Genomic DNA, 24,889 nt, shown 5'->3' with positions numbered 1-24,889 from the left:
GGTAAGGGGGGGATACGAGGTAAAAATCATTCCTTTGTCCCCCCCCTTTCCAAGGGGGGTAAGGGGGGGATACGAGGGGGACGGGAGGGGAATCCTAACGGTTTCGTGGTTGAAAAAACTCTGCTACAAATTGACGATCGCTTGCCTCACATAAAAAATCAAAAGGGGCGATCGCATTGAGAGATATGGTATGGTGGGCAAATTTTGTGAGGCTTAAAAATTGTCCGTTCACAAGTTAGCTTTGCCCACCCGACAAAAGAGCGGCTGGAATTAATTTGTAATGGGGAAGAAATTCTCCTCATGCAGAAACAATCCAATGATGTACCCATGAACACCACATGGAGAATGTTTAAGGGATCGAGATATTATTCCCTGTACTGATGAGGAGAATGGAGAGTAGGCATTGCTCTTTTCCCTATCTTGTCTCATTGAGTTGATTGGGGGGATCGATGCGGTTGGCCAGGGTCGCCACGACCACCATAGGTAAACCAATCAGGAAACAGATGCCCCATTGTTGCAGGTTCAGGGGGGCGGTAGAGAACAGATTGTTCATAAAGCCAACTTGACTAAAGATCATCTGTAAAACCATCGTCACGGCGATGCCAATCCAAACCACGGGGGCTGGGGCGACCTCCACGGCGTGGCCTCGGAGTTTATGCCCGAGGCTGATGCCAATCTGACTCAAACTGATTAAGTAGAAAACGCGGCCAAAGACCAGGGCTTGAATAGCCATAGTGCGGGCGAGGGCTTCGGTGTTTCCCTGTGCGCCTGCATCCCAGCCTTTAACCCACTCAAACACACCAAAGATAAGAATCCAGTTAAACAGGGAAATCAGCACAATCCGCTGTAGGAGGCATTTGTTTAACAGGGGACGGTTTGGGGAGAGGGGAGGCTGTTCCATCACCTGCTTGGATTTGGGTTCAAAGGCGAGGGGAACGGTCATGGCGATGGAGTTGATCATATTAAGCCACAACACTTGTAAGGAGAGAATGGGTAACAGGCGATCGAGGAGAACGCTGATGACAATGGTCATAGATTCGCCCCCATTGACGGGCAAGATAAAAGCGATCGCCTTAATTAAGTTGCGATAGACGGTGCGCCCTTCCTCAACAGCGGCCTCAATGGAGGCGAAGTTATCATCTGTCAGCACCATGTCCGAGGCTTCTTTGGCAACTTCCGTTCCCGTTTGGCCCATCGCCACCCCAATATCCGCTTGTTTGAGGGCTGGGGCATCATTCACCCCATCACCGGTCATGGCCACGATATCCCCTTGAGATTGCAGGGCTTCCACCAGGCGTAATTTCTGTTCTGGGGCCACGCGGGCAAAGACAACACCATCTTCCGCTGCTCGCACAAAATCATCTGGAGACATCTCCCCCAGTTCCGCCCCGGTGAAGGCGATGACCTCTCCCGTGCGTTTGAGGCGCATTTGGGCGGCGATCGCACTGGCGGTCACTTTGTGGTCTCCGGTAATCATTTTGACGCGAATTCCGGCGTTTTGACAGGCTTCCACAGCCCGGATCGCCTCCTGACGTGGCGGGTCAATCATGCCCTGTAAACCCAGGAAGACTAAGCCCTCGGCCACATCCTCATGGTCAACCTGAGACCGGGAGGGGGTTTTACGAGCCAGGGCTAAAACTCGTAAGCCGGAACTAGCCATGTTTTCCGCTTGATGATGAATCTCCTTCGCGTCGATGGGGTGGGGCTGTCCTTGGGCATCTAACATCTGGTCGCAACGAGAGACGATCGCCTCCACAGCTCCCTTCATATAAATCACGGCTTCGGTCTCATGTTGCCCCCGATGCAGGGTAGCCATATATTGATACTCGGACTCAAAGGGAATCACATCCTGACGGGGCAATTCGGCATTGAGTTGGGCTAGGGTAAATCCTGCTTTTCGACTGCTGACCAGTAATGCCCCCTCTGTAGGGTCTCCCACCACTTTCCAGCGGTCATCCTCTAAGGCTAAATGGGAGTCATTACAGAGTAATCCCGCTCGCAGACAGTCTCGGAGGGTCGGATGTTGGTCTAAGTCAATGGCTTGATTATCGTGACAGATGTCCCCCTCGGGAGTGTATCCGGTCCCGAGAACTTGGTAAGGTTGTCCCCCTGCATAAATCTCTTGCACGGTCATCTGGTTTTCCGTCAGGGTTCCGGTTTTGTCGGAACAGATGACCGTAGCACTACCGAGGGTTTCCACGGCGGGTAACTTGCGGATGATAGCATGACGACTGGCCATGCGAGATACGCCAATCGCCAGGGCCACAGTGACAACGGCGGGGAGTCCTTCGGGGATGGCACTGACGGCGAGGGCGATGGTGGCTTCAAAGACTTTGTTAATGCTCTCGGCGGTGAAGTCCTCAGCATAGCCTAAGCCCACCGCTAGGGTGAGGGCCGCTACCCCTAAGATAATATAGAGCAGTTGGCGGCTGAATTTGTCAAATTTCCGGGTTAGGGGGGTGATGAGGTTGGTTTGTTTCTCCATCAATTGGGAGAGACGCCCGGTTTCTGTGTCTTTGGCGATCGCGACTACCAGACCCAAGCCCTGACCCGAGGTGACAAAACTCCCCGCATAGGCCATACAGCGGCGATCGGCCAGGGGGGCTTTCTCCTCCACCGGTTGCATCTGTTTCTCCACAGCAGTGGATTCTCCCGTTAACCCGGATTCATTGACTTGTAGGTTTTTCGTCTCCACTAAGCGCAGATCCGCCGGCACTTTATCCCCAGAAGTGAGGATGACTAAATCTCCCGGGACAATCTCCGAGGAGGGAACTTGTCGTTTTTCCCCATCTCGATAGAGGGTCGCTTCGGTTTCGATGGATGAGGAAAGGGCAGCAATAGCATTTTCAGCTTTAGTTTCTTGTGCAAAACTGACGATCGCATTAATCAATACCACCCCCCAAATCACCCAACCATTAGCACTTCCCCATCCTTCTTCTGATAACAAGAATTTCATTGCGCCGGCAATGATTAAGATATAGAGTAACGGTTGATTAAACTGCTCTATAAATCTTAGGAGGGGACTTTTGCCTGCCTTTCCTTCAAGGCGATTGGGACCAAACTCGGCCTGGCGTTTTTCAAATTCAGCTTGAGTTAAGCCACTCTTGGGATTAACGCCCAGTTGGGCTGCTGTTCGCTCGATGGAAAGAGCGTGCCAGTCAGTCCGCTTTGAACTGCGATTTTCATCACTCATGGGTCTAATCTTCCATTCAAAAGGTTAATTACAACAACGGTCTAGTTTTCGGTTAAGGTTTGGTTTAATAAGCCACGCTGTTTGTCATGTGAAAAACAACCGTGGGGAAACCCCCTGCCTTCTTTAGGCCGGGGAGGACGCGCAATATGGCTCTGTTTCATTTTACAGGTTTAGCGTCCTTTCTGCTCTTTTGTTTAGACTGCCATCAAGGGCAATATGACAGTAGGTTGGGTAGAGCGACAGGGAAACCCAGCAGTTGAAGCGAGTCCTCATGTGTGTGACTACCGAGGGTCGCCAATCAACACCAAAAGCGACCAGAACGGGGAAGTGGTTGGCAAAATTGTCCGAAGCATTGCTCCCGCGTACAGCGATCGAGAATGTTCGGCTTGTGGTAAAGAAAGCCAAACTCACCCATAACTGTCGCCATTACCCTTTCAGTGAGTAAATCCCACAGTTTCAGGGGGTTATCCCAGGATGCACAAACCGCTTGGTTGCCATAGGAAATGGGCAAGCAGGAATGAGCAATCGAGCATTAGCATTTGAAAATTGTCAATTAAAAATGTGCAGTTTACCGCTTCCGGTTCCCTTCCCGGTGGCTGTCCAGCAAAAATATAGTTAGTAATATAGTTGTTATGTAGGGAACATAAGCAAGCAAAAAATGTTCGATTTGGTTCCATAGCGGTTATCAACCCAGAGGTTTGATATGCTGTCTGTAGGAATCGATGTAAAAAAATTAGCCCGCGTAGGCGGACTTGGCTCAGCGTAGGCGGATTTCGCTTGCACGGGGGCGATTTCAATCCCCGGCGCACGATGGAACTATCCACGGGAGATGAGATGAGGGGTCACGCAGGGAGCGAATGAGGGGAGGGGAGTCTCGGGAGGGGCGTTCCCCCCGGGGGGGAACGAGGTATGCGGACATCATCGGCGGGGGAATTAGGATTCCGAGTCGCCGAGAATTTGCAGGCGGATCGTGCGATCGCTTTCTTCCCCGAGTTGCACTTCGATCGCTTGACCGGCGAGGCGATCGAGACAAGTGAGCAGCAATCTCAAATTCGGGGTACTCGCGCCGGTATCCACATAGAGGCGATCGCTCAGACTCCCGAGACGCCGCCAGGTGGTGTACAATTTGGCCACGGTTTGTTCCAATTGGGCCGCTTGTTTGACCATATCGGCGGCGGTATTGAGACAACCGACGCGCAAGGCTTCTTCTAGGGCCATTTCCAAATCTACGGAACTGTGGGCGATCGCCTGAACCTGGGCCGCCGCATCTAAATACTTCGATAGGTTGCGCGCGTCGGAGGTTAACTGTTTGACCGTATCCACATCGGGATTAAACGCCGCTTCCTCTCGGATCGACCCTTGGTGGGAGTCGGGCAATTTTTCCATTTCCCGCACCAAAGGAGCCAAATACCGGGGGGGTAAAGAACCGGAGGTGGCTTTTTCCTTCACTTCTTCGGGCAATAATTCCGAAGTCATGGCGGTCCATTCGTCGGAGAGTTGGCGAACTTCGCGCCGGGTGATGCGATCGCCATCCTGCGCCGCCTTCGACACCATTTCCTGCACTTCCGGCGCAGATTTGGCGGTTTCGAGAAAGGCGCGCTTGCTAAACTTATTAATCGTGTCCGGGTCGAGGTGTCCCTGTTGCAACAGGGTATCGGCACTGTTTGCCAGTTCGATCAGGGAATATGCCTGACTTTTACTGATTTCCCGGTCTTTGAGCCAGTTGAGAAAGCCCCGACCTCGACCTTCGCCGCCGATTTTCTCGCGATCGCGAACCGCCCTTAAAATTCGACCGCGCCAAATATCGGTTTGCAGGTCGAAATGGTCGCATACCTTCCACGCATTATCAACCTGCTGCTCGAATTCCACCTCTTCGATGTCCTCATCTTCGGGATCCGGGAGGTGAAAATTCAGCTCGGTGATGCCCTCTAGGGCGGCGGCTAGTTCTGTGGGAGATTCAGGTCGTTGAACCATTGGGAGCAGCTTTTCATCTGTGGGCAATAGCCGATTATGGCACGATTTCGGTATGGTAGAGCCATCCCCTGCGGTTGTCTCGCCGCGATCGGCAGCCATACCGCAGCAGCAAACAGCCATAATACACCCATCCACCCTCGCAATCAACCCTCTATCGGTTCTATGTCTCGAGACTTTTCTCGCCAAAATCTTCGCGGGCGCTCTTTTAAAAGCCAAGACCTCAGCGGTGCCAATTTTCAGGGTGCCCAAATTCAAGGGACCAACTTTACCCGCGCCAACCTCACCGGTGCGGATTTCAGCCACACCAAAGCCGGTCTCAAACCCCTGTGGGCGATCGCCCTGGTGGTTCTCTGCGCCTTGGTCTCTCTCACCTCTGGGTTTATCTCCGCCTTTGCCGGCGATTATATCCAAAGCTTGCTCACCAGTCAGCAAGTCTTTTCTGTAGGCGTCGGTTTGGTCATTATTATCCTATTGGGCGTACTGGCGCGCTTCATCGTCAAGCATGGGCTGGAAGTGGAGGTGAAGCGGGTGGCTGCTGTGGCCATTCTCATCGCCTTGGTAGGCGGCGCGATCGCGGTGGCGATGGATTCGGGAGATGTCAGCGGCGCGATCGCGGTACTCTGTGCGGTTATTTCCACTGCCGCTGTTGCTGTGGCGGGGATTTGCGCCCGCTCTACAGTGGGCATCGCCGGGATACTGACCTTCGCGATCGTGCCCGTGGTGGGAGGCTTTTTTATCCAAAGTGCGGGCAGTTGGATTGGCAGCTTGCTCCTCGCCGCCGCCGCTGCTTTCATTACCCAAAAAGCCGCTAGGGGCTATCAGCGCTATACCATCATCCGCGAGTTAGGCGTCGCCATTGCCGCTTGGGGGGGCACTCGCTTCCACAAAGCTAATCTCACTCAAGCTAATTTCACCGGCGCAACTATCCAAAATGCCGATTTCAATAAAGCCATTCTCGCCGATACCTGTTGGAATGAGGCGGAAAAGCTGATGCTCGCCCGTTTCGATGAAACTCAATTAACCGAGTCCGATGAGGAGGAATAGCCCTGGTTTTCGGGTGTAAAGCCGATCGCAAAACAAACGGAGAACCCCTCTCTGTTCAAGGGTTAAAGGATTATACCCGGTTAGGGCAATTGCTATGCAGGAACAATCGCCATTTAACTTGCAGGCTGGATATTTTATATATAATTTTTACCTCGATTCGAGGGTAGGGTGGAACCCACCACACCGGAAAGTCATGGTTGCAGTTGCCCTGTGGCATTTATGTTAAAATTGCGATCGCATTGAGGGCTATACTTGATAAATGCCATATTTGCCGAAAAAAATTTCCCCCAATCTACATAATATTTTAGGCAACCGGAATTGCTCTTATATCAACGCCTTGGCAAATTATACCATAGCCAGACAAGTGGTGCAAAAATTACTGCGCCAACCTGGACTATACCCCCTTCCGGGCATGGCTATGCGCTTGGCTTGCACGGGTGCGATCGCAGTGGCTACCCTTTTTTTTGACAGCCGGATTTGGTATGCGATCGCAGTGTATGTGATACAAGTCTGCTTTCGGATAGGCATTTACAGGCAAGAACCAAGCAGAGAGATTACTTTTGGTGAGTTGACGCTGAAAATTGAATGGGGATTTCGATTCGCACTTCGGTGCCTTCTCCCGGATGGGAAGAGACGCGCAAGTCGCCGCCGTGTTTTTCCACCACAATCGCACGGGCGACGGATAATCCCAACCCCGTGCCTTTGCCCACTGGTTTGGTGGTAAAAAACGGGTCGAATAGTTGATGCTTAATCGATGGCGGGATACCTAGCCCATTATCGGAAATTGCAATAACTACCCGGGCATTTTCGATGACCGATGTAGTAATTTTAATAAAACTAGGACAGCGTTGCAATTCCTCGGCGGTGAGTTCTTTTTGTCGCTGTTCGATCGCGTCAATTGCATTCGTCACAATATTCATAAACACTTGATTCAATTCTCTAGCGTAGCAGCACACTTGCGGCAAATCGCCATAGTCTTTAATTAGCTGAATCCCTGCATCCCCATCGCCTTTCTGGCAGCGATTTTGCACGATAATTAAGGTGCTGTCAAGCCCCTCGTGCAGGTTCACCTCTTTTAAATCCGATTCATCCAAACGGGAGAAAATTCGCAAAGCTTTGACGATTTCGCGAATCCGGGATGCGCCATCTTTCATCGAAGTCAGCAGTTTGGGAAAATCCTCTTTGAGGTAGTCGATTTCCACCTCTTCGAGTCGGTCTTGAATTTCCGGCTCGGGTGTGGGATAATACTCCTGATATAGCTCTAAAATCTCCAGCAAATCCGTGGCATATTCTTCAGCATAGGCTACATTGCCATAAATAAAGCTGGTGGGGTTGTTAATTTCGTGGGCAATTCCCGCCACTAATTGACCCAAGGCGGCCATTTTTTCGGTTTGAATTAGTTGGCTTTGGGTGGTTTGCAGGTGGTGGAGGGTTTCGGTGAGTTCCCGGGTACGATCGCGCACTTGGCTTTCCAGAGTGAGAGAATACTCCTCCAACTTCTCATTGACCATTTCCAACTGTTGGTTTGCCCGTTTTAACTGCCATTGATTGTGGGAATTTGCGGTTAAAATCGCCGATGCGGTTAAGGCGAAAAACGGGGAAAACACCGGGATAAGCCAACCGCCGAGAAAGGATACATAACCGCAAACCACCAGCAGAAAACTGGCGATCGCCACCACCGCGATCGCGCTACTCAAGCATTCCTGTTTCTGTAGCGGGTAGTTCTGCAGCAACAGCTTGGTGGCGATCGCACCAATTGCCGACCACAGGGCAATCCACCCCCACATCACCCAACGATTTGCCGCCTGCAGCATCCCCCGCCCCTGTAGCGCCCCACTGAGAATTTGGCTAGTGAGATTTGCATGAATTGCCACCCCGGGAGTCAGGGTAGGCGTGGCAAAAACCACACTATCGTAAGGCGTTTGAAAGCTATCTTTCAAACTCGGGGCAATCGTACCCACAAAGACGATGCGATCGCGCATCAAATCCGGCGGAATCCGATTTTCTAGCACATCAGTCAGAGAAATGGTAGCAAACTTGTCAATTCCGCCGCGAAAATTCAATAAAATCTGATATCCCCCGGTATCCGCCCCCAAATAATTCCCCTCATTTCCGGTGAGGGGAACGAACACCGCATCCCCCAATCTATAACTATTATTTTCTTCATCAACGCTCTCCAATTCAATCCCGCGATCGGCCAAATACATCAAGGCCAATTTTGCCCCCAACCCTTCGCGAAACTCTCCATTTCCGGTTCCGATTAAAATCAAAGCGCGGCGCACCTTACCATCCGCATCTAAAATTAAATCCGCCGCAGCCACTTGACCTAAATCGTTTAAAATGGGCGGGGGAGCAACGCCATTACCCCCCACCTTTTGAATGCCGATTAAATTGGGAGTGGATTCAAACACCTGCACCAATTGTGCATGTCCCGGTTCCACGGGCAAATCGCGATAGATATCCAATCCGATCGCCGCCGGTTCTTGGGCTTTTATATGTTGCAAGACCTGCGCCATCGCCCGATCGCTCATCGGCCATTGTCCGATATGGTTGATATCCGCCTCATCGATCGTGACAATAACAATGCGCGAGTCCGAAGTCTCTGGGGGGCGCAGATGAAAAAAGCGATCGAGACTGGCCCATTCGAGCAAGTGAAAAACCCCAGTAAAGCTACAGGCGACAGTCACCAACGTCACACTGGGCGCGATGAACAACACCCCTCGCCATGCCCGAAGTGTGGGATGTTGTCCCACACGTTCGGCGATCGGTCGGATTTGCTGCCAGATTTGCCCCATCATCGATTACAGTTGCGGTCCGAGAGGCGCAGTGGCGATCGCTTCGAGTCCCACCTGAGCTAACAAGTCTGCCAAATCCGCCGCCAGGGTAGGATTGGGCTGTGCTTGCAACTCCGAGACTAACACCGCCAGGGTATCGTACCAAATGCCCGATGCGGCATAAACCTCCGCCAATTCTGCTGGCGCGAGTGCGGAAATATCTCCCGTTGTGCGGGGCGGTTCCACCCGCTTCACCCATCCGGTAATCCGGTAACTATCCGGACCGAGCATTTCCCCTGCTTGCAGGGGAGCAAAAAACCACTGATAGTTTTCCCCAATTTCCAATTCCGGGGCGTCTTCCGGGAGGGTGAAGCTGACAATTCCCACTGGGTCGGAAATCGCCCGGGTGGTTTGATATACCGTTTCCCCGGAGGCAGTTTGTAGGCTAAAAAAGACCCGATTGGTGGCGCTGGCGGGCAGGTAAACGAAGAAGGTGGGACGGGCGATCGCGGTTCGTCCGATATTGGTTTCGGGAAGCACTGCGATCGGGGAGGGGAACTCATCGCGACGAGTTCCCCCAGAAACGGTGTTTTCCGGGGTATCTCCCCCCGGCGGTTTGAAGGTAACATCTCCGCGCGTCCCGCCGCCAATGGTGTTAACCGGTGCTTCTTCCCCCGGCGGTTTGAAGGTGATATCCCCGCGCGTCCCGCCCCCGGCGGTATTGCGGGGTGCTTCTTCTACAGGGGGTTGGAATCGCATTCTGGCACCGCGAGTGCCGCCCCCAGCGGTTTCGGCGGGGGCTTCATCGTTGGGCGGGATGAATTCCAAGCTGATTAAAGTGCCTCCACGGGAGGGTTGTCCCTCCGGTTTGGGGGTTAAACTGGCATTGGCGGCGTTAGTGCCTCCGATACCGATCGCCAGTACACTGGTAGCGGCGATCGCGACCCAATGTTTTCGGGTGTAATAATCTGTAATATTGGCGTTCACTATCCTGACCTCTCGATAACACGGTTGTGAAAACCCCGGTATTTTATAGCCAATTGCCCACTAATACAAATGGTGCCCAATAATAGGGCAGATTGTACGAGGAATCGTGCAATAGCTTAATTTGCGCTTGACGCAAAGCTTCCGCTTTGCTTACACCCCCCCCCGATCGCGCCAGTCGCGCGTAAAATTCGCTCATCAACAACGCGGTAGAGCGATCGCTCACGGACCACAGGGTGGCCAAGGTAGACCTGGCCCCGGATCGCAAGGCAAATCCGGCAATTCCTAAGGTCGCTCTTTCGTCTCCGGCGGCGGTTTGGCACGCACTCAATACCAATAAGTCAATCGGACGCAAACTGCCTTGTTGCCGATTTTCCAGCAATTGCGCGAATTCCTTCACATCGATCCGGTCGTCCCAGGTAAGCAAAAAGGTCTCTTCTGGGTTAGAACTAAATTGACCGTGAGTGGCCAGGTGAACCACCCGAAACCGATGACGGTCCATCTGTTTTTCCAAGGCGGTGCGGGTAAACTGGCCATCGAGCATCACCTCGGCATCTATGAACCCCTCAGAGGCGATCGCGGCAATTTGTTTCACTTCCGCTTGCACGCCGGGGAGGGAGGAAAAACCCTGGCGCGCTACCGTGAGTCCCCCGGCTAATACTTGCAGTTCTTTTCCCTCGAGACCTTCGGGAAAGAGCTGCAACCCCGGACTGAGTGCGATGCTGTATTTCTCGATTAAATAGCGTTCTCCATCATGCAGAGCCGCCATTGGCAGGTTTCGCAAGAACCCATCGAGGACGAACACGAGCGTTTTTATCTGGTTGGCTTCTAGGTCGGATTCGGCAGGTCCGATCAGCCAATCATAAACATGCTGGGATAATTGTATGCGCTCATTACTAGAATACCCGATATAGAGAGAAGAGTACAAGTTTTCCAGGATTTTTTCCAATTCGGGGCGCGGCAAAATTGTGGTATAATGCCGCAACGGTTGATTGGGAATCGACAGAATGACTTCTAAGCGATCGCGTAAAATAATCGGGTAAATCCCTGCCGCTTGCGGGTCGATTTCATCGATGGCGGCGGGTTTCACTTTGATGCAAGCATCGCGAAAAAAGTTATCCAATTCCTCCAATTGCAAGGCTTCCATTACTTCGCGCGCTTGGCGCAGATTCCCTTGGGAGGCATTGGGTTGCAGCAGCAAGCTGACGTATTCGCGATAAATCGGTTCGACGCTTTCGCTAAAGTTAAACTGCACCTCGGGATTGATGGCAACTAAATCGTTTCGCAAGGATTGCAAGGTGTCGAAGGCGTGACCGTAGGCGGCGATCGCCTCGGTGGTGTTTCCCTGCTGTTGCAAAATCCGACCCAACTGCCAGGAAGCGCGGGCAACAATATCCTCGGCATTGGCACTTTGCGCCATTGCCAACGCTTGTTGGGTGAGCTGTTTGGCTTCTTGCCATTGTTCTTCGCTGCTGTAGAGTTTGCCCAGTTGCCACAATGCGGCTGCTTCGGCGCGGCGATCGCGCAAGTCTCTCGCCTCTTGTACCGCCGAGGCTAATATATCAGCAGCAACAGTGGCAGACCATTGGGGTAATTCGTGCAGTTGTAACCCGGTAGTTTTGGACTCCAACCCCATCGCGCTATGAACGAAGTTCACCCGCGCATACACCGCCGCCCGCGAGGGAACTAACCGGGATAAATCCCCCTGAATTTCCGGTATTAAGGCGATCGCCTCGGGCAGGGTATCAGTTTCTACCAACAGGCTCAGTTCGTTCAGTTTCGCCTGTACCTCAAACAGAGTATCCCCGGCATTTTTCGCCGCTTCTCGATAGTATGCCAGGGCAATATTCGGTTTGTCCAAATCTCGGGCAATATTCCCAATACTCAACAAAATCACCCCAATTTTATCCCGGGCATGAAAGTCCTGGACAATCTCCCAACTTTGTTCTAAAATGGCTTTAGAACGTCGTATGTCGCCTATGGTTTGCAGAGCAATGCCTAAATTTGCCAATCCATCGGCTTTCAGCAGGGAATCCGGTTGCGTTTCCAGTTGCACTACTAAGGACTCTAACAAGGATTTTGCCTGTCGATATTGTCCCAAAGATTGCAAAGCAGTGGCTTGGTTGATTTGAGTGCCCAACTGGCCGATTTCATTGTCGGCGCGATCGTAGGCGGATTGCGCTTGTTTCCAGGTTTCTAAGGCAGTTTGCGCGTCCCCCATCGCCAGTTGTAAACTGCCTTGGGTATTTAAAGCTTGCCCCAAAATCGCCATTCCGCGCTTATCCAGGTTGTCCTGATTTTCCAGGATATTTAAACTCGATTGCACCCGGGAAGCAGCTTTTTCCCATTCCCCTAAATCTTGATAGGCAAAGGAGAGATAATTTAAGGTTAAGGCGTGATTGAACCTATCGCCTATCGCTTCATATTCCCGCGCGGTTTGTTCCCACAACATGGCGGCGTCAAACAGTCGCCCGCTGCGATACAGTTCTCGGGCGCGTTGCAAATTGCCATTGCTTGCGGAAGGTTCTGGCACAGAAGCGATCGCCCCTACCGGCAAATGCAATAATTCACTTGCGCCTGGATTTTCCCGGCAATTAGAACCCACCACCGATTCGGACGCAGCACAAATCATCGACCCAGGTGGGTGGGCATGGTTGGCGATCGCGGGCGAAGTGACCAATACGAACAGAAAGCTCAGGCAACCATACACCAATAAAAGACCGAGAGAATAGCCTTTTTTCTTGGCATTTTGGCGATATCTTAGGCGCTGGCGCGGGTGCTTTTCCATTGGGTTGTCGCTCTTAACCTGGATATTGAGATGACCGTGACAGGTGGCGCGATCGCAAATCCCTTGGCAGTGAATTTCACCCCCCGGTTAAGGATTCAATTAACTTTACCACAATTAAGCCTGATTTAATGGGTTTAACTATCACGAATTATCATCATTTTAACGGGAATTTTGGCTAGAAAAACGGGAGGAGGGAAAGCAACTCGTTGCCCAGCCTACCAATGATTAACGATGGGATTCCCCCTCAAAGACGTAGGGCAATTCGCTCGATCGCCGGAACCCTGGCGGGAACATGGGCTTAAGGTAAAGGGCACTGCGCCGCCGGATGCCAGAACCCATCGGGATTTCGAGCGGACTTATCCGCCACTAATCGGACATTGCCTCGGGCATCAACAGCGAAACCCCGCGCTTCCACCAGGGGAAGCGCAGAGGGGGCAATGGGAGGGGTTGCGGCGGACTGGGAAGGCCGATCGCGATGGTCTGCGGGGGAAAAATCTTGCAGATCGCGCCAGAGAATCTGAGGGCGAATCGTGGCGGTGGGGTCAGCGGGAATCCCACCGCGTCCGGTAACGGTAAAGGAGTTGCCTTCATCCCCCGCACATCCGATGACAATTTGCCCGCTGGGGTCTTGCACCTGGGTGGGCAATTCCACCAATCCGGAACTCGGATCCACCTCGGGAGTATTAATGGCGATCGTGCCGGAAACCCCAAATTCAGAACTGGCAGACAGCAGACTATCCGGGGCGATAAAAAGACCTTGACTGTCGATTTGGATATTGCCCCCGGCACCTTGAATCGCATTGGCGAGGATTTGGCTGTTCTGCACGGCGGTGAGAGTGCCGGTGGTGAAGGTGACGTTCCCGCCAGAAGCAGTGCCGGTGGCGGTGGTGGTAATCGAACTATTGCGCCGCAGTTCGATATCGCGCGCCTGGAGGCGAATGCTGCCTCGGGTGCCGGCAGCGCTTTCGGCGCTCAGAGTCCCGCCGCGATCGAGCTGTAGGTCTCGCGCGTGGATTTCCAAGTTGCCGGCAGCACCGGTGGCGGTAGCGCTAACCGCCACTTGTCCGCCGTCGGCGATCCGGAGGCGATCGGTTTCCAGGCGCAAATTTCCCGCATCCCCCGCGCCCTCACTGAGTGCTTCGATCCGACCCGGAATGAGGGAACTGGTCGCGATCGCGCCATCGGCGGGGGCAGGGTTGACCGAGGGAGAACCGCTGATGTCCACGGACTCGGAGGCGAAAATCGCGATCGTGCCCCCGCGACCGGATCCCCTGGTGGAGGCGCTGATTTTCCCGCCCTCGCGCACCATCAGTCGCCCGGTGAAGATTTCCAACCCCCCGGCATCGCCGTCGGTGCGCGTTTCCACCTCTAGGGTACTGGGTAGGTCCTCAGCGTCGCCCCGGATTTCCACGGACTCGGAGGCATGAATGGTGAGGTTTCCCGCGCCTCCTTGGGGATTCTGCGTCGGGAAGGCGACCGAACTGGTAAAAATGCCGGCTCCATCGCGCACGATCGCCCGTTTGGTGGTAATCCTCAAGTCAGCAGCATTTGCATCCCCCACGGTGGTGGTGGCGATGTTGGTGGGCAGTACCACAGACCCTCGAGTGCCAGTGCCGATCAGTTCCACGGACTCTGACGCGGCGATCGCGATCGGGCCGGCGGAAACGCTGCCGTCGGTAAAGGAGGCAATTTGTGACCCTTCGAGCAGTCGCACGTGGCGACCCTGCACCTGCACCGCGCCACTGCCACCCCCCGGGGAGCGATCGGTCACATCGATGGTAGCTCCCCCAGACAGGGTAATATCGCGGAAATTCGACCCTGGGTCATAGCTGAGGGCAAACCCGCTGGGGATGGAATTCAGGCGCACTTCACTGTTGCCCGCCACACTGCCTAATTCCACTCGTCCTCCCGGCGGAGTGAGAAATCCCCCAGACAACCGCACCTCTCCCCCCACCAAGGCTAACGTGCGATTCGCCCCCACTTGCAGTCCTCTGGGCACTCCCCCGAGGGTTTCGTCGGGATTGGCAACCGACTGATTGACGATCGGCCCGGGATTGGCTCCAAATTGCAGGCCCACCGGCACGCTGAGGGTAAGCAAGGGGGGCGCGGAACCGTCCCGGGCGCTAAATTCCGTACCATCGGCAAATAGCAAGCGATCGGCAGAAGAAACCACCACCGACCCCCCAATCTCTAAGCTGGCATTCGGTCCGAAAATCACCCCATTCGGATTGAGCACAAACAGATCGGCTCCCCCATTGGCTTTTAAAATGCCATCAATGTGGGAAATCTCGTTTCCCGTCACCCGGTTGATAATCGTTTGCACCTCCGGGGGGTTCTCGAACACCGCCGCGCCCCCAGTGGGGATGGAAAATTCGCGAAAGCTATGAAACAGTCGATCGCCGACCCGCGCCCCTCCCTCGATCGCAAACCTGCCGTTTTCTCCCGGGATGACTTGGGTGGGGAGGGTGCCATCCCCGGCAATTTGCGCCCGCACGGTAGCCATTGGCATCAGGGTCAGCACTGCCAAATACCCCGCTACCCCAAACAGTCGGTTCCATTGCGGTTTCATCGGTTTTCGCGTCCGGTGATTTCTCCCTCCTATTTTAAATTGCAAAGGCGTGCTGAGTCAATGGGTAATCTGCTCAGACGCCTATTTTTTATTTCGGGCAAGTTCCCCCTCCGATTTGATTCAGTATTTGCACTGATTCTTGGCTAAATCTTGGGGAAGATTAAATGCACCAGGGCGGAAAAGGAACGGGAGTACACCCTAGGGGATTTTGCTGCGCCTCGGGTTTTTCTAGCAGGCTTTCAACGGATAGGGAATGCTCTGGTAAATTTTCTGGACTTAGCGATCGCGCTGGTGTGGAAGCTGTAGCTCCTACAGCAGTCATGGCTAAGCTGAGGGCAATTGCGAGAGAGGTTTTGCGAGACATGAGAGTTCTCCTTCGTTCGCTATTTGAGAGAATCAAGCTGCATCTTTAGTCCAATGGGATATGTCCCGGTGGTGGTGTAGCTTCTGATGAATATCCTGGCATAGCTCTCTCGTTTTTCGGTGTGTTTTTTATCACAATTTACCGTGAGTTTTGTCACGAAAACCTGCGATCGCTACCCTCGAAAAACTCACTATTATTGTTAATAAAATTGGCAAAAATTACGTATTTTTACTGATAAATTGCATGAATACAGGAGCCGAAAGATTAAGAATTGAAAAAATCGGCAAAAATCGCCAAGCTGGGCAATGGTTTAACCCAGTGGGGGCAGAGCCTACCCCGGGGAAACGGCCCGCCTTCGCTCCCCCAGTCCCTCTCTCCTTTGTGCAATGTGCAAGTTGCAGTCTCGGCAGACACAGCCGGCCTCAATTGGCAATTGGCAATTCTCAATTCTCAATTCATCGGCGATCGGCCTGGGGAGGAATCGGCAATCAAGTTGACGAATTCGCCGATATGCAGCTAGGATGAAAGCAAATCAAGGTTCAGTGTCAAAAAATCAAACCTAGACTGCTAGATAGAGCCTATCCATATGCCGGTCTATACCTATTTATGTCCCAGCACCAATGTCAAGCTGGAAGTCACCCACAGTATCCACGATAAAGCGCAAACCTGGGGCGAGTTATGCCGATTGGGAAAGCTCGATCCCGGAGAGACCCCAGCAGACGCCCCAGTGCGCCGCTTAATTAGCGCCCCCGCCGTCATTGTCCCCACCGGAAACAGCGATTTAAAGAGTCAAGGATTCAGCAAACTGGTGAAGCGAGACGAGGGGGTATATGAAAACGTCACCGCCACCGATGGAGAAAGTAAAATCGTCACACCGGGCGATCGCAGCACCTATCCGGACTTAAAAACAAAACTGGGAGACTGACCCAATAACTGCCAGTCATAACTCCACATTTCGGTTTCCCAAGCTGAGTTATTACCGCTCAGCTATTTTTTTACAAATTTTCAAAATTTGAGCTATCTTAAAAAGCTATAACCCAAGAATCCATCCGCAATCTCGGATGGGATTCCCTGTCGTGTACCTGGTATCATTTATGCGAGTTTTACTGCTCTATCCTCGGTTTCCAAAAAGTTTCTGGTCATTTGAAAAAGGCTTAGAGTTAATCGGTCGCAAAGCACTCTTACCCCCCTTAAGTTTAATCACCGTTGCCGCCATTTTGCCCCAAGAATGGGAATATAAATTGGTCGATCGCAACATCAGCGAAGGAGTCACCGAAGCCGAATGGGAATGGGCAGACCTAGTGGTTCTCTCCTGCATGATCGTGCAGAAAGAGGACTTACTGGCACAAATTCGCGAAGCAAAACGGCGCGGAAAGCGGGTAGCAGTGGGGGGGCCTTACGTCACCGCCTTACCTGACGAATCGCGCCAAGCCGGTGCGGATTATCTGATTTTAGATGAAGGGGAAATTACCCTGCCCATGTTCGTAGAAGCCCTCGAAAAAGGCGAAACCAGCGGCGTATTTAGCGCCAACGGCGAAAAAGCAGATGTCAGCCAAACCCCCATTCCGCGTTTCGACTTATTAGACCGCCACGCCTACGATACAATGGCGATTCAATTTTCGCGCGGCTGTCCTTTTCAATGCGAATTTTGCGATATTATCGTCCTCTACGGACGCAAATCGCGCACCAAGAGTCCCGCCCAAGTGCTAGCGGAACTCGATCGCCTGGTAGAACTCGGCTTTACCCAAGCGGTATTTTTAGTCGATGATAACTTTATCGGCAACAAACGTAATGTGAAACTGCTGCTTAAAGAGTTAAAAGTCTGGCTGGAAAAAAACCGCTATCCCTTCCGCTTTCTCACCGAAGCCTCTGTGGATTTAGCCCAAGACCGAGAACTGCTAGAGCAGATGGTGGAATGCAATTTTTACGTGGTCTTTTTAGGCATCGAAACCCCCGATGCCGAGAGTTTAACCTTAACTAAAAAATTCCAAAATACCCGCGATTCTCTCAGCGATTCCGTAGAGGCGATGACCAAAGCGGGACTGCGGGTGATGGCTGGATTTATTATCGGATTTGATGGGGAAAAACCCGGGGCGGGAGAGCGCATCGTGCAGTTTGTGGAAAAAACCTCCATTCCGATGGCAATGTTTAGCATGTTGCAAGCGCTTCCCAATACCGCCCTCTGGCATCGGTTAGAGAAAGAAAAGCGCCTCAACAGTCAAATGGGTAATGGGAACCAAACCACTTTAATGAACTTCGTTCCCACTCGTCCTCTAGAAGAGATTGCCCGGGAATATATCGACGGATTTTGGCAACTGTACGACCCCATGCGGTATTTAGACCGCACCTACCGACATTTTATGATGATGGGAGCACCCCGCAATCCGGTCCCCCGGCGGCGACTGAATTGGGGTACCATTCGCGCCTTGCTGACCCTGTGTTGGCGACAAGGGATTGTGCGCGAAACCCGCTTTAAATTCTGGATTTATTTATTCAGCATTTTGCGGCACAATCCTCGGGTTTGCGACCATTATTTAGCGGTTTGCGGCTTGTTGGAGCATTTTTATGAATATCGCGCGATCGTCCGCGACCAAATTGAAAGCCAACTGGCAGAGTATTTAGCTGCAAAAGCAGCAGCAGAATCTTCCAGCGAATCAGTGCAAGAATCCGCAGCGGCTTAATCGGGAATCCCACTCCCCCGGCATGGAATAAAACCGACACGGGGGAGTTGAAAAGGATGATTTGTACAGAGAAAAAAGGCGGCAAAATTGGGGGGAAATTATTCCAGAAAAGTTTAAAGTTTGTCCGAAAAACCTTGACGATATCTGCGGGATTGAGTTAAGCTAAAAAGCACTTTATACGGGGTAAACTAAAGTGATAACGGACCATCGCAAAGCACTGGCGATCGCCAGTTTAGCCCTCACTGCTAGCTTGACAAGCTGTAAATCAAATATCGCGATCGAAGGCAGACCGGATCCAGACCCGAATCGGGCTATTCTTCCCGCCGAATATATTGTCTACACCCAAGAGTCTTCCGTAGTCAATTCCCCGACTCCCGGTTTTGAAGAAACCGTACTCCCCACCGCCAATCAATTCATCGGCGAACCGGGATGCTATGTTGCCTGTTATTCGCGCAATCCACAGCAAAGCGTTTATTCCGTAGGCGGCGGCATTCACGTCATGGGACAAGTGCGAGTTCCCGGAAGCTATGACGGCAAAATTTGTCGTCCGCAAGACTACGAACAAGCCGATATTAGCGCAGAAGAGAGCTTCAAACAACTCTGCGCCGATAACCTTCCCGAGGTCTGTGAAGGCAACAGTTGTTGGGCGGGCGGCGACACCGGCGGTTGGTTTGAAATTCCGTAATGAATTGACCCAATTCTTGGATCGCAAATTCCGTCTGGCGTCAAGTACCAAAACGGCTAATTTTGGCTGCGATCGCGCCACAAACCTTTTAGGGCGATCGCGGCATTTCCTATTTATCTTCCGGATTCAATTTAATCATCGCCCAAGTGGTATAAGTCCCAATCGGACTCCAAATTAAATAGGGAACTAACAACCCAAACGCCCACAGGGAAATCGGAAAAACGCTCACCGCCAACATATATCCTAACAGCGCCCCAGTTCCCCCAACAATCGTCCCCACCATCAGACTGTGAAGCTTGCACATCACTGGCGTGTAAGCGATCGTCACCATCTCCAGGACTAAATAAAACCCCATTAACACCCAAGTTTGCAAGCTACCCGGATCCGCCTCCCATACCAAAACTGCAGACCACGCCGCGCAAATAAAAATCACCGTCCAAATAATCGGAATTGCCCGTTCAAACGTCAACCATCGAGGACGCTGTAGGCGATTAAACCAGCGAATATCGTCACTATTCAGCCGATTTCCGACCACCGCCACCAATACCGTAACCGCCGCGATCGCCATCCAAGATTTAATCATCAATTCCCTCCCACTTGCATCCCCCAAAAAACCCCTCCAGTATAGCCAATTTAAAATTCTCCTCGCATTTCAGACCCTCAACCAATCACCAATCACCAATAACCAACAACCAACAACCACCTATCCCAACGTGTACAACCATCCATCCCGGGCGCAAATTCTGACAATTCCATCCCAAACCACCGGCGTCGCTTCAAAAGAAATGCCCGGTTTAAACCGGCCCGATTCTTCCACCACTACGCGCAAAAAATCCCCCTGGGAATTTTCCACCGCCTCTGGATTATCCGGAGACGTGGGTTCAAAATAAAGGTCAAACATATACACCCCATTATACCCAGCAGCAATTAACTTATTCCCCTCAGTAAAAATCGGCGTAGAAATCGACCCGCCGATATTTTTTTGAAATAAAACCAACGGCGTATCGTACTCTTGCTTTCGCCAAGGGCCTTTCACCGTTTTGCCCGTGGTTTTATGTTGCGACCCCACATACAAATTGCCATCGATCGCGCTAGTGGCGAATAAAGCAGGAAACGCGCCATCCGGGTTGTATTCATCATTCAACGACACCGACCCGATAATCCCCCCTTTCCAACTGCTAAACTTGCGATTTCCCGTGGGGAGAAACCACTCCACCGCATCCGACGGATTTCGGTTGGGATTTAACTTAATTGCCCCGCCCTTTCCGGGAATATATTGTTTTTCTATAGCGCAAAATAGTTTGTCATCTTTAGAGATAACCACACTCCCATCCAAATCCGACCCCGTAAAGAAATCCCAGACAATGGTTTGGCTTTCGATACTAATCCCATAAATATGCCCCGAACCCGCCGCCACGAATATTTTATCTCCCAATCGCGCCGGGGAAGATTCGGTCACGAGATTGCCCCCTTGGCGGGAAATGTCCGAGGTTTCGTATAGTTTAACTTCTGCTAAAATTGGCGGTTGTTTGAGTCCGGATTTCATCCTTGCCGAGGCGGTGGAACTATTGAGAAAATATCCGATTCCATTTTCCCCGGCATTAAATAACATGCCATTGCCTAAATCTATCGCACTGCTATCGTTATCGCGACTGTAGCTATTGGTTTTGCGGATATCTAGTTTCCACAGTTCTTCCCCAGTTCTAAAAGACAGGGCGCGAAAACTGGGAATTGGCTTTGGTGTAGAGGTGGAATTTTTGTTACCCAAGCGACTTCCTTGCAGCACCACAATTTGATTGTCTTCATCTGCAGTAGGGTCGAGATAAATCGTAGAAGAGCCTTTAATCACATCATCGAATTTATAGCGCCACACCTGTTCGTTGGTGGCGATATCGATTTTTCGCAAACTGTGGTCATAGGCCCCGATAATCAGATAAATTTTGCCTCTATCTTTGGTCAGAGTTGGCTGTCCGGTCCATCCCGCACCACTCCAGGTTTTCCAAATTCCGGCCCGCGTTCTCCCGGTTCCGAGGGGGAATTTATCCAGTATATTTAAGCCCTCCGGAATGCCGCGTCCGTAAAATCGGCGCTGGTCATTTCCGAGGAAGGTGGGGACTAACAATTCCGTGTCTACAGTCATCTGCGCCAACATCGTATTGACTTGGCCATTAACCGTGTTTGAAATGTTAGTTTGCGGGGCGATGACTGGGGGAGTTTTCGCCCGACAAGCTTGCAGCAATGTGGGCGGAATCGATGCCCCGAGAACAAATTGGAGCGCGCGTTTGTTAAACTGTCTTCTGGTGAATATCATAGTGGTAAAAACTCCCCGATCGCGGAAAATTTTGCTTGACAAAATGGGTTGAATAGGGTATGTCATTTTCGAGCAATAGCTGGAAAATGAATGAGTGGGTAGGGTGTGTACTGCTTTAGGGGCATCCCCAGAGGTTTTGGGATGGGGGATGGAAACGGTGAGTCGGTGGGGTTGTTTATAATAATAGCGGAAACAGGGAAAGTGGCTATGGAGACAAAGGGGGGTGAAGAGCGTCCCTCGGGGGTGCGATCGGAACCTTCAACTCCCGGCTGCGTCTTGGAATGAATAGATTTTGCGTGCGAAATTGTCAGTTGGATCGGTTGAGTGAAAAGGCCATGAAACCTCAAAGTTTGCTGTTGGGAGTTTTGTCGGCGAGTTTGGTCGGGAGTTCAACGGTGGTGAGTCTTCCCGTTCCCACAGTCGCCGCCGAATTTAGTGTAGAAGAACAAACGACGATTGATGTTTATCAAATTGCCAGTCCGGCGGTAGTCACCATCAAGGCGGGGCGAGGGTCCGGATCGGGCAGCATTATCAGTGCGGATGGGTTGGTGTTAACCAACGACCATGTAGTGCGCGACGCCAGAAACCGCAGAGTGCAGGTGATGACCAGTGAGGGGGAACGGTACGTGGGGCAGGTGATTGCCACCGATCGCCGCAACGATTTAGCATTAGTGAGGTTGCAGACCCGCGATCGCCTACCCACTGTGAGAATTGCCGACCCGGATGGGATTCGCGTCGGGCAACGAGTGTATGCGATCGGCAGTCCGTTTGGGTTGTCCGGAACCCTGACCACCGGCATTCTCAGTCGGATCGCCGACAATGGCGACTTGCAAACCGATGCGGCGATCAATCCCGGGAATTCCGGCGGTCCGCTACTCAATTCCCAAGGCGAACTGATTGGCGTGAATAAGGCTATTTTAAGCCCCGGTCGCACCGGTGGCAATATCGGGATTGGATTTGCTACCTCCGCCACCGTGGCGCGCACCTTTATCGCCCAAAATCGCTCCAGCAGGGTCGCCGAGTCGCCACCCGAAACCCGCCAGCGATCGCCCGAATCCCCGCCGCGCTTGGGAGTAGCGATCGACCGTCGGTTTGTGGTGCAATCCGTAGAACGCGGTTCCGTAGCGGATGAAATCGGATTGCGGGCCGGCGATCGCTTGTTGGGCCTCAACGGGCGGCGTCTGCGGCGCGTAGAACAACTGCTGGCTTTTCTCAATACTCGTCCGCGTTCCGCCATTCTCACCGTGGGACGAGGACGCCGGGTGGCCCACGTGCGGGTGAATTTTTGAACCATGACCCCTGTCTCGATTCTCCCAAAAAGTCCGCCGTGGCGGACTTTTTTTTTTGCGGTATTTATGGCTTATTCACTTATTGAATTTTGCCGACAATTTATCGGGCGCGGTGTTGTTTTTATTTCGGTATAATATCATTCAAACTGCCAATTATTTTGACAAATTATGGAGAGGCGGAGCCTCGGGGAGGGCGTTCCCCCCAGGGGGGAACGAGAAAAAACGAGAAAAAAAGCCCCGCCTCCTGGAAGGGGCGGGGCTTTTTTAGGCGGATTTCGGATTACAAGTAGCGGACAATTAGCGGGATTAAGACCTCGATAACTTGTCCGGTGAGATTATCTTTAACTCTGGCTTTTCTAAAGGCGGTGCGGGCGCTGTAGGAAAAGATACTTTCCGAACTCATGCCGCCGATTAATTCGACCAGTTCGTAACGACCATCTGCACTGCGATCGGTGGTGATAAAATCACCATAACTGCCGCCACCGGTGCGATTGAGAATAATCGGTAAAGCGCGCACGATGGGATAGGATTCACCCTCGAGCATCATCCAAGTTGCCGCTAAATCGGGAATTGGTAATTTAGCGGTAGCGGGGGGGGAGAAAACGAGACCGGAACACAAGGCAAAACCCGCACTAAATAAAAGGAGTTGAATTTTTTTGGCAAGTTTCATGGGAGTGACCGAAAGTGTTTGACAAGGCGCGAAAAGTCGATTCCTTTGCAGGAGCGATCGCGCCTCTTTGCTAGATGGCTCAACTGACTGCATCCGCTGGGCAAGTGTTCCCCCGAGATTCCACTGGATGGCGATCGAAAAATAGCAGGGGGTGCAGGTTTTTTCCCAGTCAAAATGCAGTGGCGGGGTAGTTCTGGCGTCCTTTAGGGCGCTTAAAAGTCTCGCGGTCCGGTATAGTTAGATAAGTCCGCCAGTTCTTCTAAAGAACGCGCGCCAGAGTAAAGTTGGCCGTTAATTTCCCAGGTGGGATAGCCTTGAATATTGGCAGCTTGACAGAGATTCGGTTGTGGATTTTCGCCGTTGGGGTCGCATTCGATGTAGGTGAGTTCTTTGACGGCTTCTTGACCGAATAATTGTTTTTGATCCAGACAGTGACCGCACCAAAATGCGCCATACATTTTTGCCCCCGTATCGGAGAGATGTTGGGCTAAGACAACATTAGCCGGACTGGAAGTGGTGGTAATCGCATAGCCGCCTGCTGAGTCGGCGCGGGGACTATGAATCGGGGAATAAACTGCTAAAGTACCGACTAAAGTAATCATTCCCACCACAATGCCGACAAAAAAGAGTTGTCCCATGTCTGGCCATTCGCGACCGATTAGGGTTAAAATAAGTAAGGCCAGAGAGCAGATAGCCGAGCCAATGCAGTACAGACAAAATGACTGAATTTCTGAGGTCATTACGTACATTAAATAGGCGCTAAAAATGGTCATGGCCGATGCGCCGGCAAATAAGCCCAGCCAGGTCCAATTTTCTAGCTGCGATCGCAAAGATTTGTTCGACTCCGACGGCACTAACCAAGGGGTCACCGCCATGCCCGCCATTGCCAGATAAGCGAGCAAACCATAAACGGCTAACGGCAAACCAAACACCGTAGCATAGGGACTTTCTAGGACTTTATCGCAGCCTTCCGTGGGACAGGCTGCCGAAGCCCCGGCAAATGATACGATCGCCAAATAAGCAGTGATGATGGCACCCACCGTGGCGATCGCCCCTAAAATAAAACGGGACTGGCGATGAATCCAGGGCGCAGAACGTCTCCGACGCATGAAAACCTCCGGTTGTATTTTCAGTGATTCGATTGTCACCCCCTGCAAGGGCAACGATTCGCATTTTCTGGTTTTAGTATAAACTCTCCAGTTTGGGGGAAAGTCTAGGCCGTCAAGCATTTTGCCCACAGGTTTGGTGCGACTTTTCTTCAGCGCCACAGATTTTTATTCCGGCAATTTTTTTTTAAATCCTTCGCGAAGATTTCATCACAAGGAGTAGGCTGGGCATTATGGAGCCGAGCAGGGGTTTAATGTCCCAGTGCAAGCGGTTGTAACTGTTGCGCTATAACAGTGAAAGGGAAGTGCGATTCGTTCCCGCAAAAGTGGATGGTAAATTCCGGAAACGTAAGCGGGGCAAGGAATACAGCCCCTAAAGGCTGGAACCCCCTACAGGATTGTAAATCCGACGGTCGGCTAAAACAAAACGGTATGAACCGATACAAAATAGCCACCC

General features: G+C 52.1%; 18 protein-coding genes. 7 read left to right on the top strand and 11 right to left on the bottom strand.

The features are described from left to right. Positions 1-415 precede the first annotated feature (415 nt). On the bottom strand, positions 416-3,193 hold the full coding sequence (locus AC0QH1_RS08780; protein ID WP_324630690.1) for an HAD-IC family P-type ATPase: 2,778 nt from the start codon (positions 3,191-3,193) through the stop codon (positions 416-418). A gap of 216 nt (positions 3,194-3,409) precedes the next feature. On the opposite strand from AC0QH1_RS08780, the gene AC0QH1_RS08775 reads away from it, so the two are divergent. Further along, on the top strand, positions 3,410-3,610 hold the full coding sequence (locus tag AC0QH1_RS08775; RefSeq protein ID WP_324630689.1) for a hypothetical protein: 201 nt from the start codon (positions 3,410-3,412) through the stop codon (positions 3,608-3,610). Positions 3,611-4,126: 516 nt separating this feature from the next. Here AC0QH1_RS08775 and AC0QH1_RS08770 read toward each other — a convergent pair. Further along, entirely contained in the window at positions 4,127-5,167 is a 1,041-nt protein-coding gene (locus tag AC0QH1_RS08770; RefSeq protein WP_324630687.1) for a hypothetical protein, read from the bottom strand. 36 nt (positions 5,168-5,203) lie between these two features. Between AC0QH1_RS08770 and AC0QH1_RS08765 the strand changes: the two genes are divergently transcribed. Then, positions 5,204-6,211: a pentapeptide repeat-containing protein gene (locus tag AC0QH1_RS08765; RefSeq protein ID WP_324630686.1), complete on the top strand. Its 1,008-nt coding sequence runs from the start codon at positions 5,204-5,206 to the stop codon at positions 6,209-6,211. 554 nt (positions 6,212-6,765) lie between these two features. Here the strand turns inward: AC0QH1_RS08765 and AC0QH1_RS08760 are convergent. From AC0QH1_RS08760 to AC0QH1_RS08740, 5 genes are all read right to left on the bottom strand, one after another. Further along, positions 6,766-9,009, bottom strand: a complete 2,244-nt coding sequence (locus AC0QH1_RS08760) for a CHASE2 domain-containing protein (protein ID WP_324630685.1) — start codon at positions 9,007-9,009, stop codon at positions 6,766-6,768. Positions 9,010-9,012: 3 nt separating this feature from the next. Continuing rightward, entirely contained in the window at positions 9,013-9,972 is a 960-nt protein-coding gene (locus AC0QH1_RS08755) for a DUF928 domain-containing protein (RefSeq protein ID WP_324630684.1), read from the bottom strand. A 43-nt stretch (positions 9,973-10,015) separates the two neighbouring features. Beyond that, complete coding sequence (locus AC0QH1_RS08750; RefSeq protein WP_324630683.1) at positions 10,016-12,757, bottom strand: CHAT domain-containing protein; 2,742 nt, start codon at positions 12,755-12,757, stop codon at positions 10,016-10,018. A gap of 298 nt (positions 12,758-13,055) precedes the next feature. Beyond that, positions 13,056-15,326: a two-partner secretion domain-containing protein gene (locus AC0QH1_RS08745; RefSeq protein WP_324630682.1), complete on the bottom strand. Its 2,271-nt coding sequence runs from the start codon at positions 15,324-15,326 to the stop codon at positions 13,056-13,058. A gap of 160 nt (positions 15,327-15,486) precedes the next feature. Next, positions 15,487-15,690: a hypothetical protein gene (locus AC0QH1_RS08740; RefSeq protein WP_324630681.1), complete on the bottom strand. Its 204-nt coding sequence runs from the start codon at positions 15,688-15,690 to the stop codon at positions 15,487-15,489. Between the two features lie 150 nt (positions 15,691-15,840). Here AC0QH1_RS08740 and AC0QH1_RS08735 point away from each other — a divergent pair, with 150 nt between their 5' ends. From AC0QH1_RS08735 to AC0QH1_RS08720, 4 genes are all read left to right on the top strand, one after another. After that, positions 15,841-16,215 carry a hypothetical protein gene (locus tag AC0QH1_RS08735; protein WP_324630680.1) on the top strand — a complete coding sequence of 125 codons (375 nt, stop codon included), beginning with the start codon at positions 15,841-15,843 and terminating at the stop codon, positions 16,213-16,215. Between the two features lie 61 nt (positions 16,216-16,276). Beyond that, a complete protein-coding gene (locus AC0QH1_RS08730; protein WP_324630679.1) occupies positions 16,277-16,615 on the top strand; it encodes an FmdB family zinc ribbon protein in 339 nt (112 codons plus the stop codon). A 169-nt stretch (positions 16,616-16,784) separates the two neighbouring features. Then, positions 16,785-18,371, top strand: coding sequence for a B12-binding domain-containing radical SAM protein (locus tag AC0QH1_RS08725; protein ID WP_324630678.1), 1,587 nt, complete (start codon positions 16,785-16,787; stop codon positions 18,369-18,371). 193 nt (positions 18,372-18,564) lie between these two features. Further along, positions 18,565-19,056, top strand: a complete 492-nt coding sequence (locus AC0QH1_RS08720; protein WP_324630677.1) for a hypothetical protein — start codon at positions 18,565-18,567, stop codon at positions 19,054-19,056. A gap of 109 nt (positions 19,057-19,165) precedes the next feature. Here the strand turns inward: AC0QH1_RS08720 and AC0QH1_RS08715 are convergent, their stop codons facing one another. Further along, entirely contained in the window at positions 19,166-19,639 is a 474-nt protein-coding gene (locus AC0QH1_RS08715; RefSeq protein WP_324630676.1) for a TspO/MBR family protein, read from the bottom strand. A 120-nt stretch (positions 19,640-19,759) separates the two neighbouring features. Then, on the bottom strand, positions 19,760-21,367 hold the full coding sequence (locus AC0QH1_RS08710) for an outer membrane protein assembly factor BamB family protein (RefSeq protein WP_324630675.1): 1,608 nt from the start codon (positions 21,365-21,367) through the stop codon (positions 19,760-19,762). Positions 21,368-21,702: 335 nt separating this feature from the next. Between AC0QH1_RS08710 and AC0QH1_RS08705 the strand changes: the two genes are divergently transcribed. Beyond that, entirely contained in the window at positions 21,703-22,656 is a 954-nt protein-coding gene (locus AC0QH1_RS08705) for a S1C family serine protease (RefSeq protein ID WP_324630674.1), read from the top strand. A 280-nt stretch (positions 22,657-22,936) separates the two neighbouring features. Here AC0QH1_RS08705 and AC0QH1_RS08700 read toward each other — a convergent pair whose 3' ends face one another. Continuing rightward, positions 22,937-23,326, bottom strand: a complete 390-nt coding sequence (locus tag AC0QH1_RS08700) for a hypothetical protein (RefSeq protein WP_324630673.1) — start codon at positions 23,324-23,326, stop codon at positions 22,937-22,939. A 212-nt stretch (positions 23,327-23,538) separates the two neighbouring features. Further along, positions 23,539-24,435, bottom strand: a complete 897-nt coding sequence (locus AC0QH1_RS08695; RefSeq protein WP_324630672.1) for a vitamin K epoxide reductase family protein — start codon at positions 24,433-24,435, stop codon at positions 23,539-23,541. Positions 24,436-24,889: the final 454 nt, after the last annotated feature.

It is taken from the genome of Phormidium sp. CCY1219, assembly GCF_055795085.1.
Note: the sequence above shows the minus strand (reverse complement) of the source record. Positions and strands in the feature narration are given on the sequence as shown.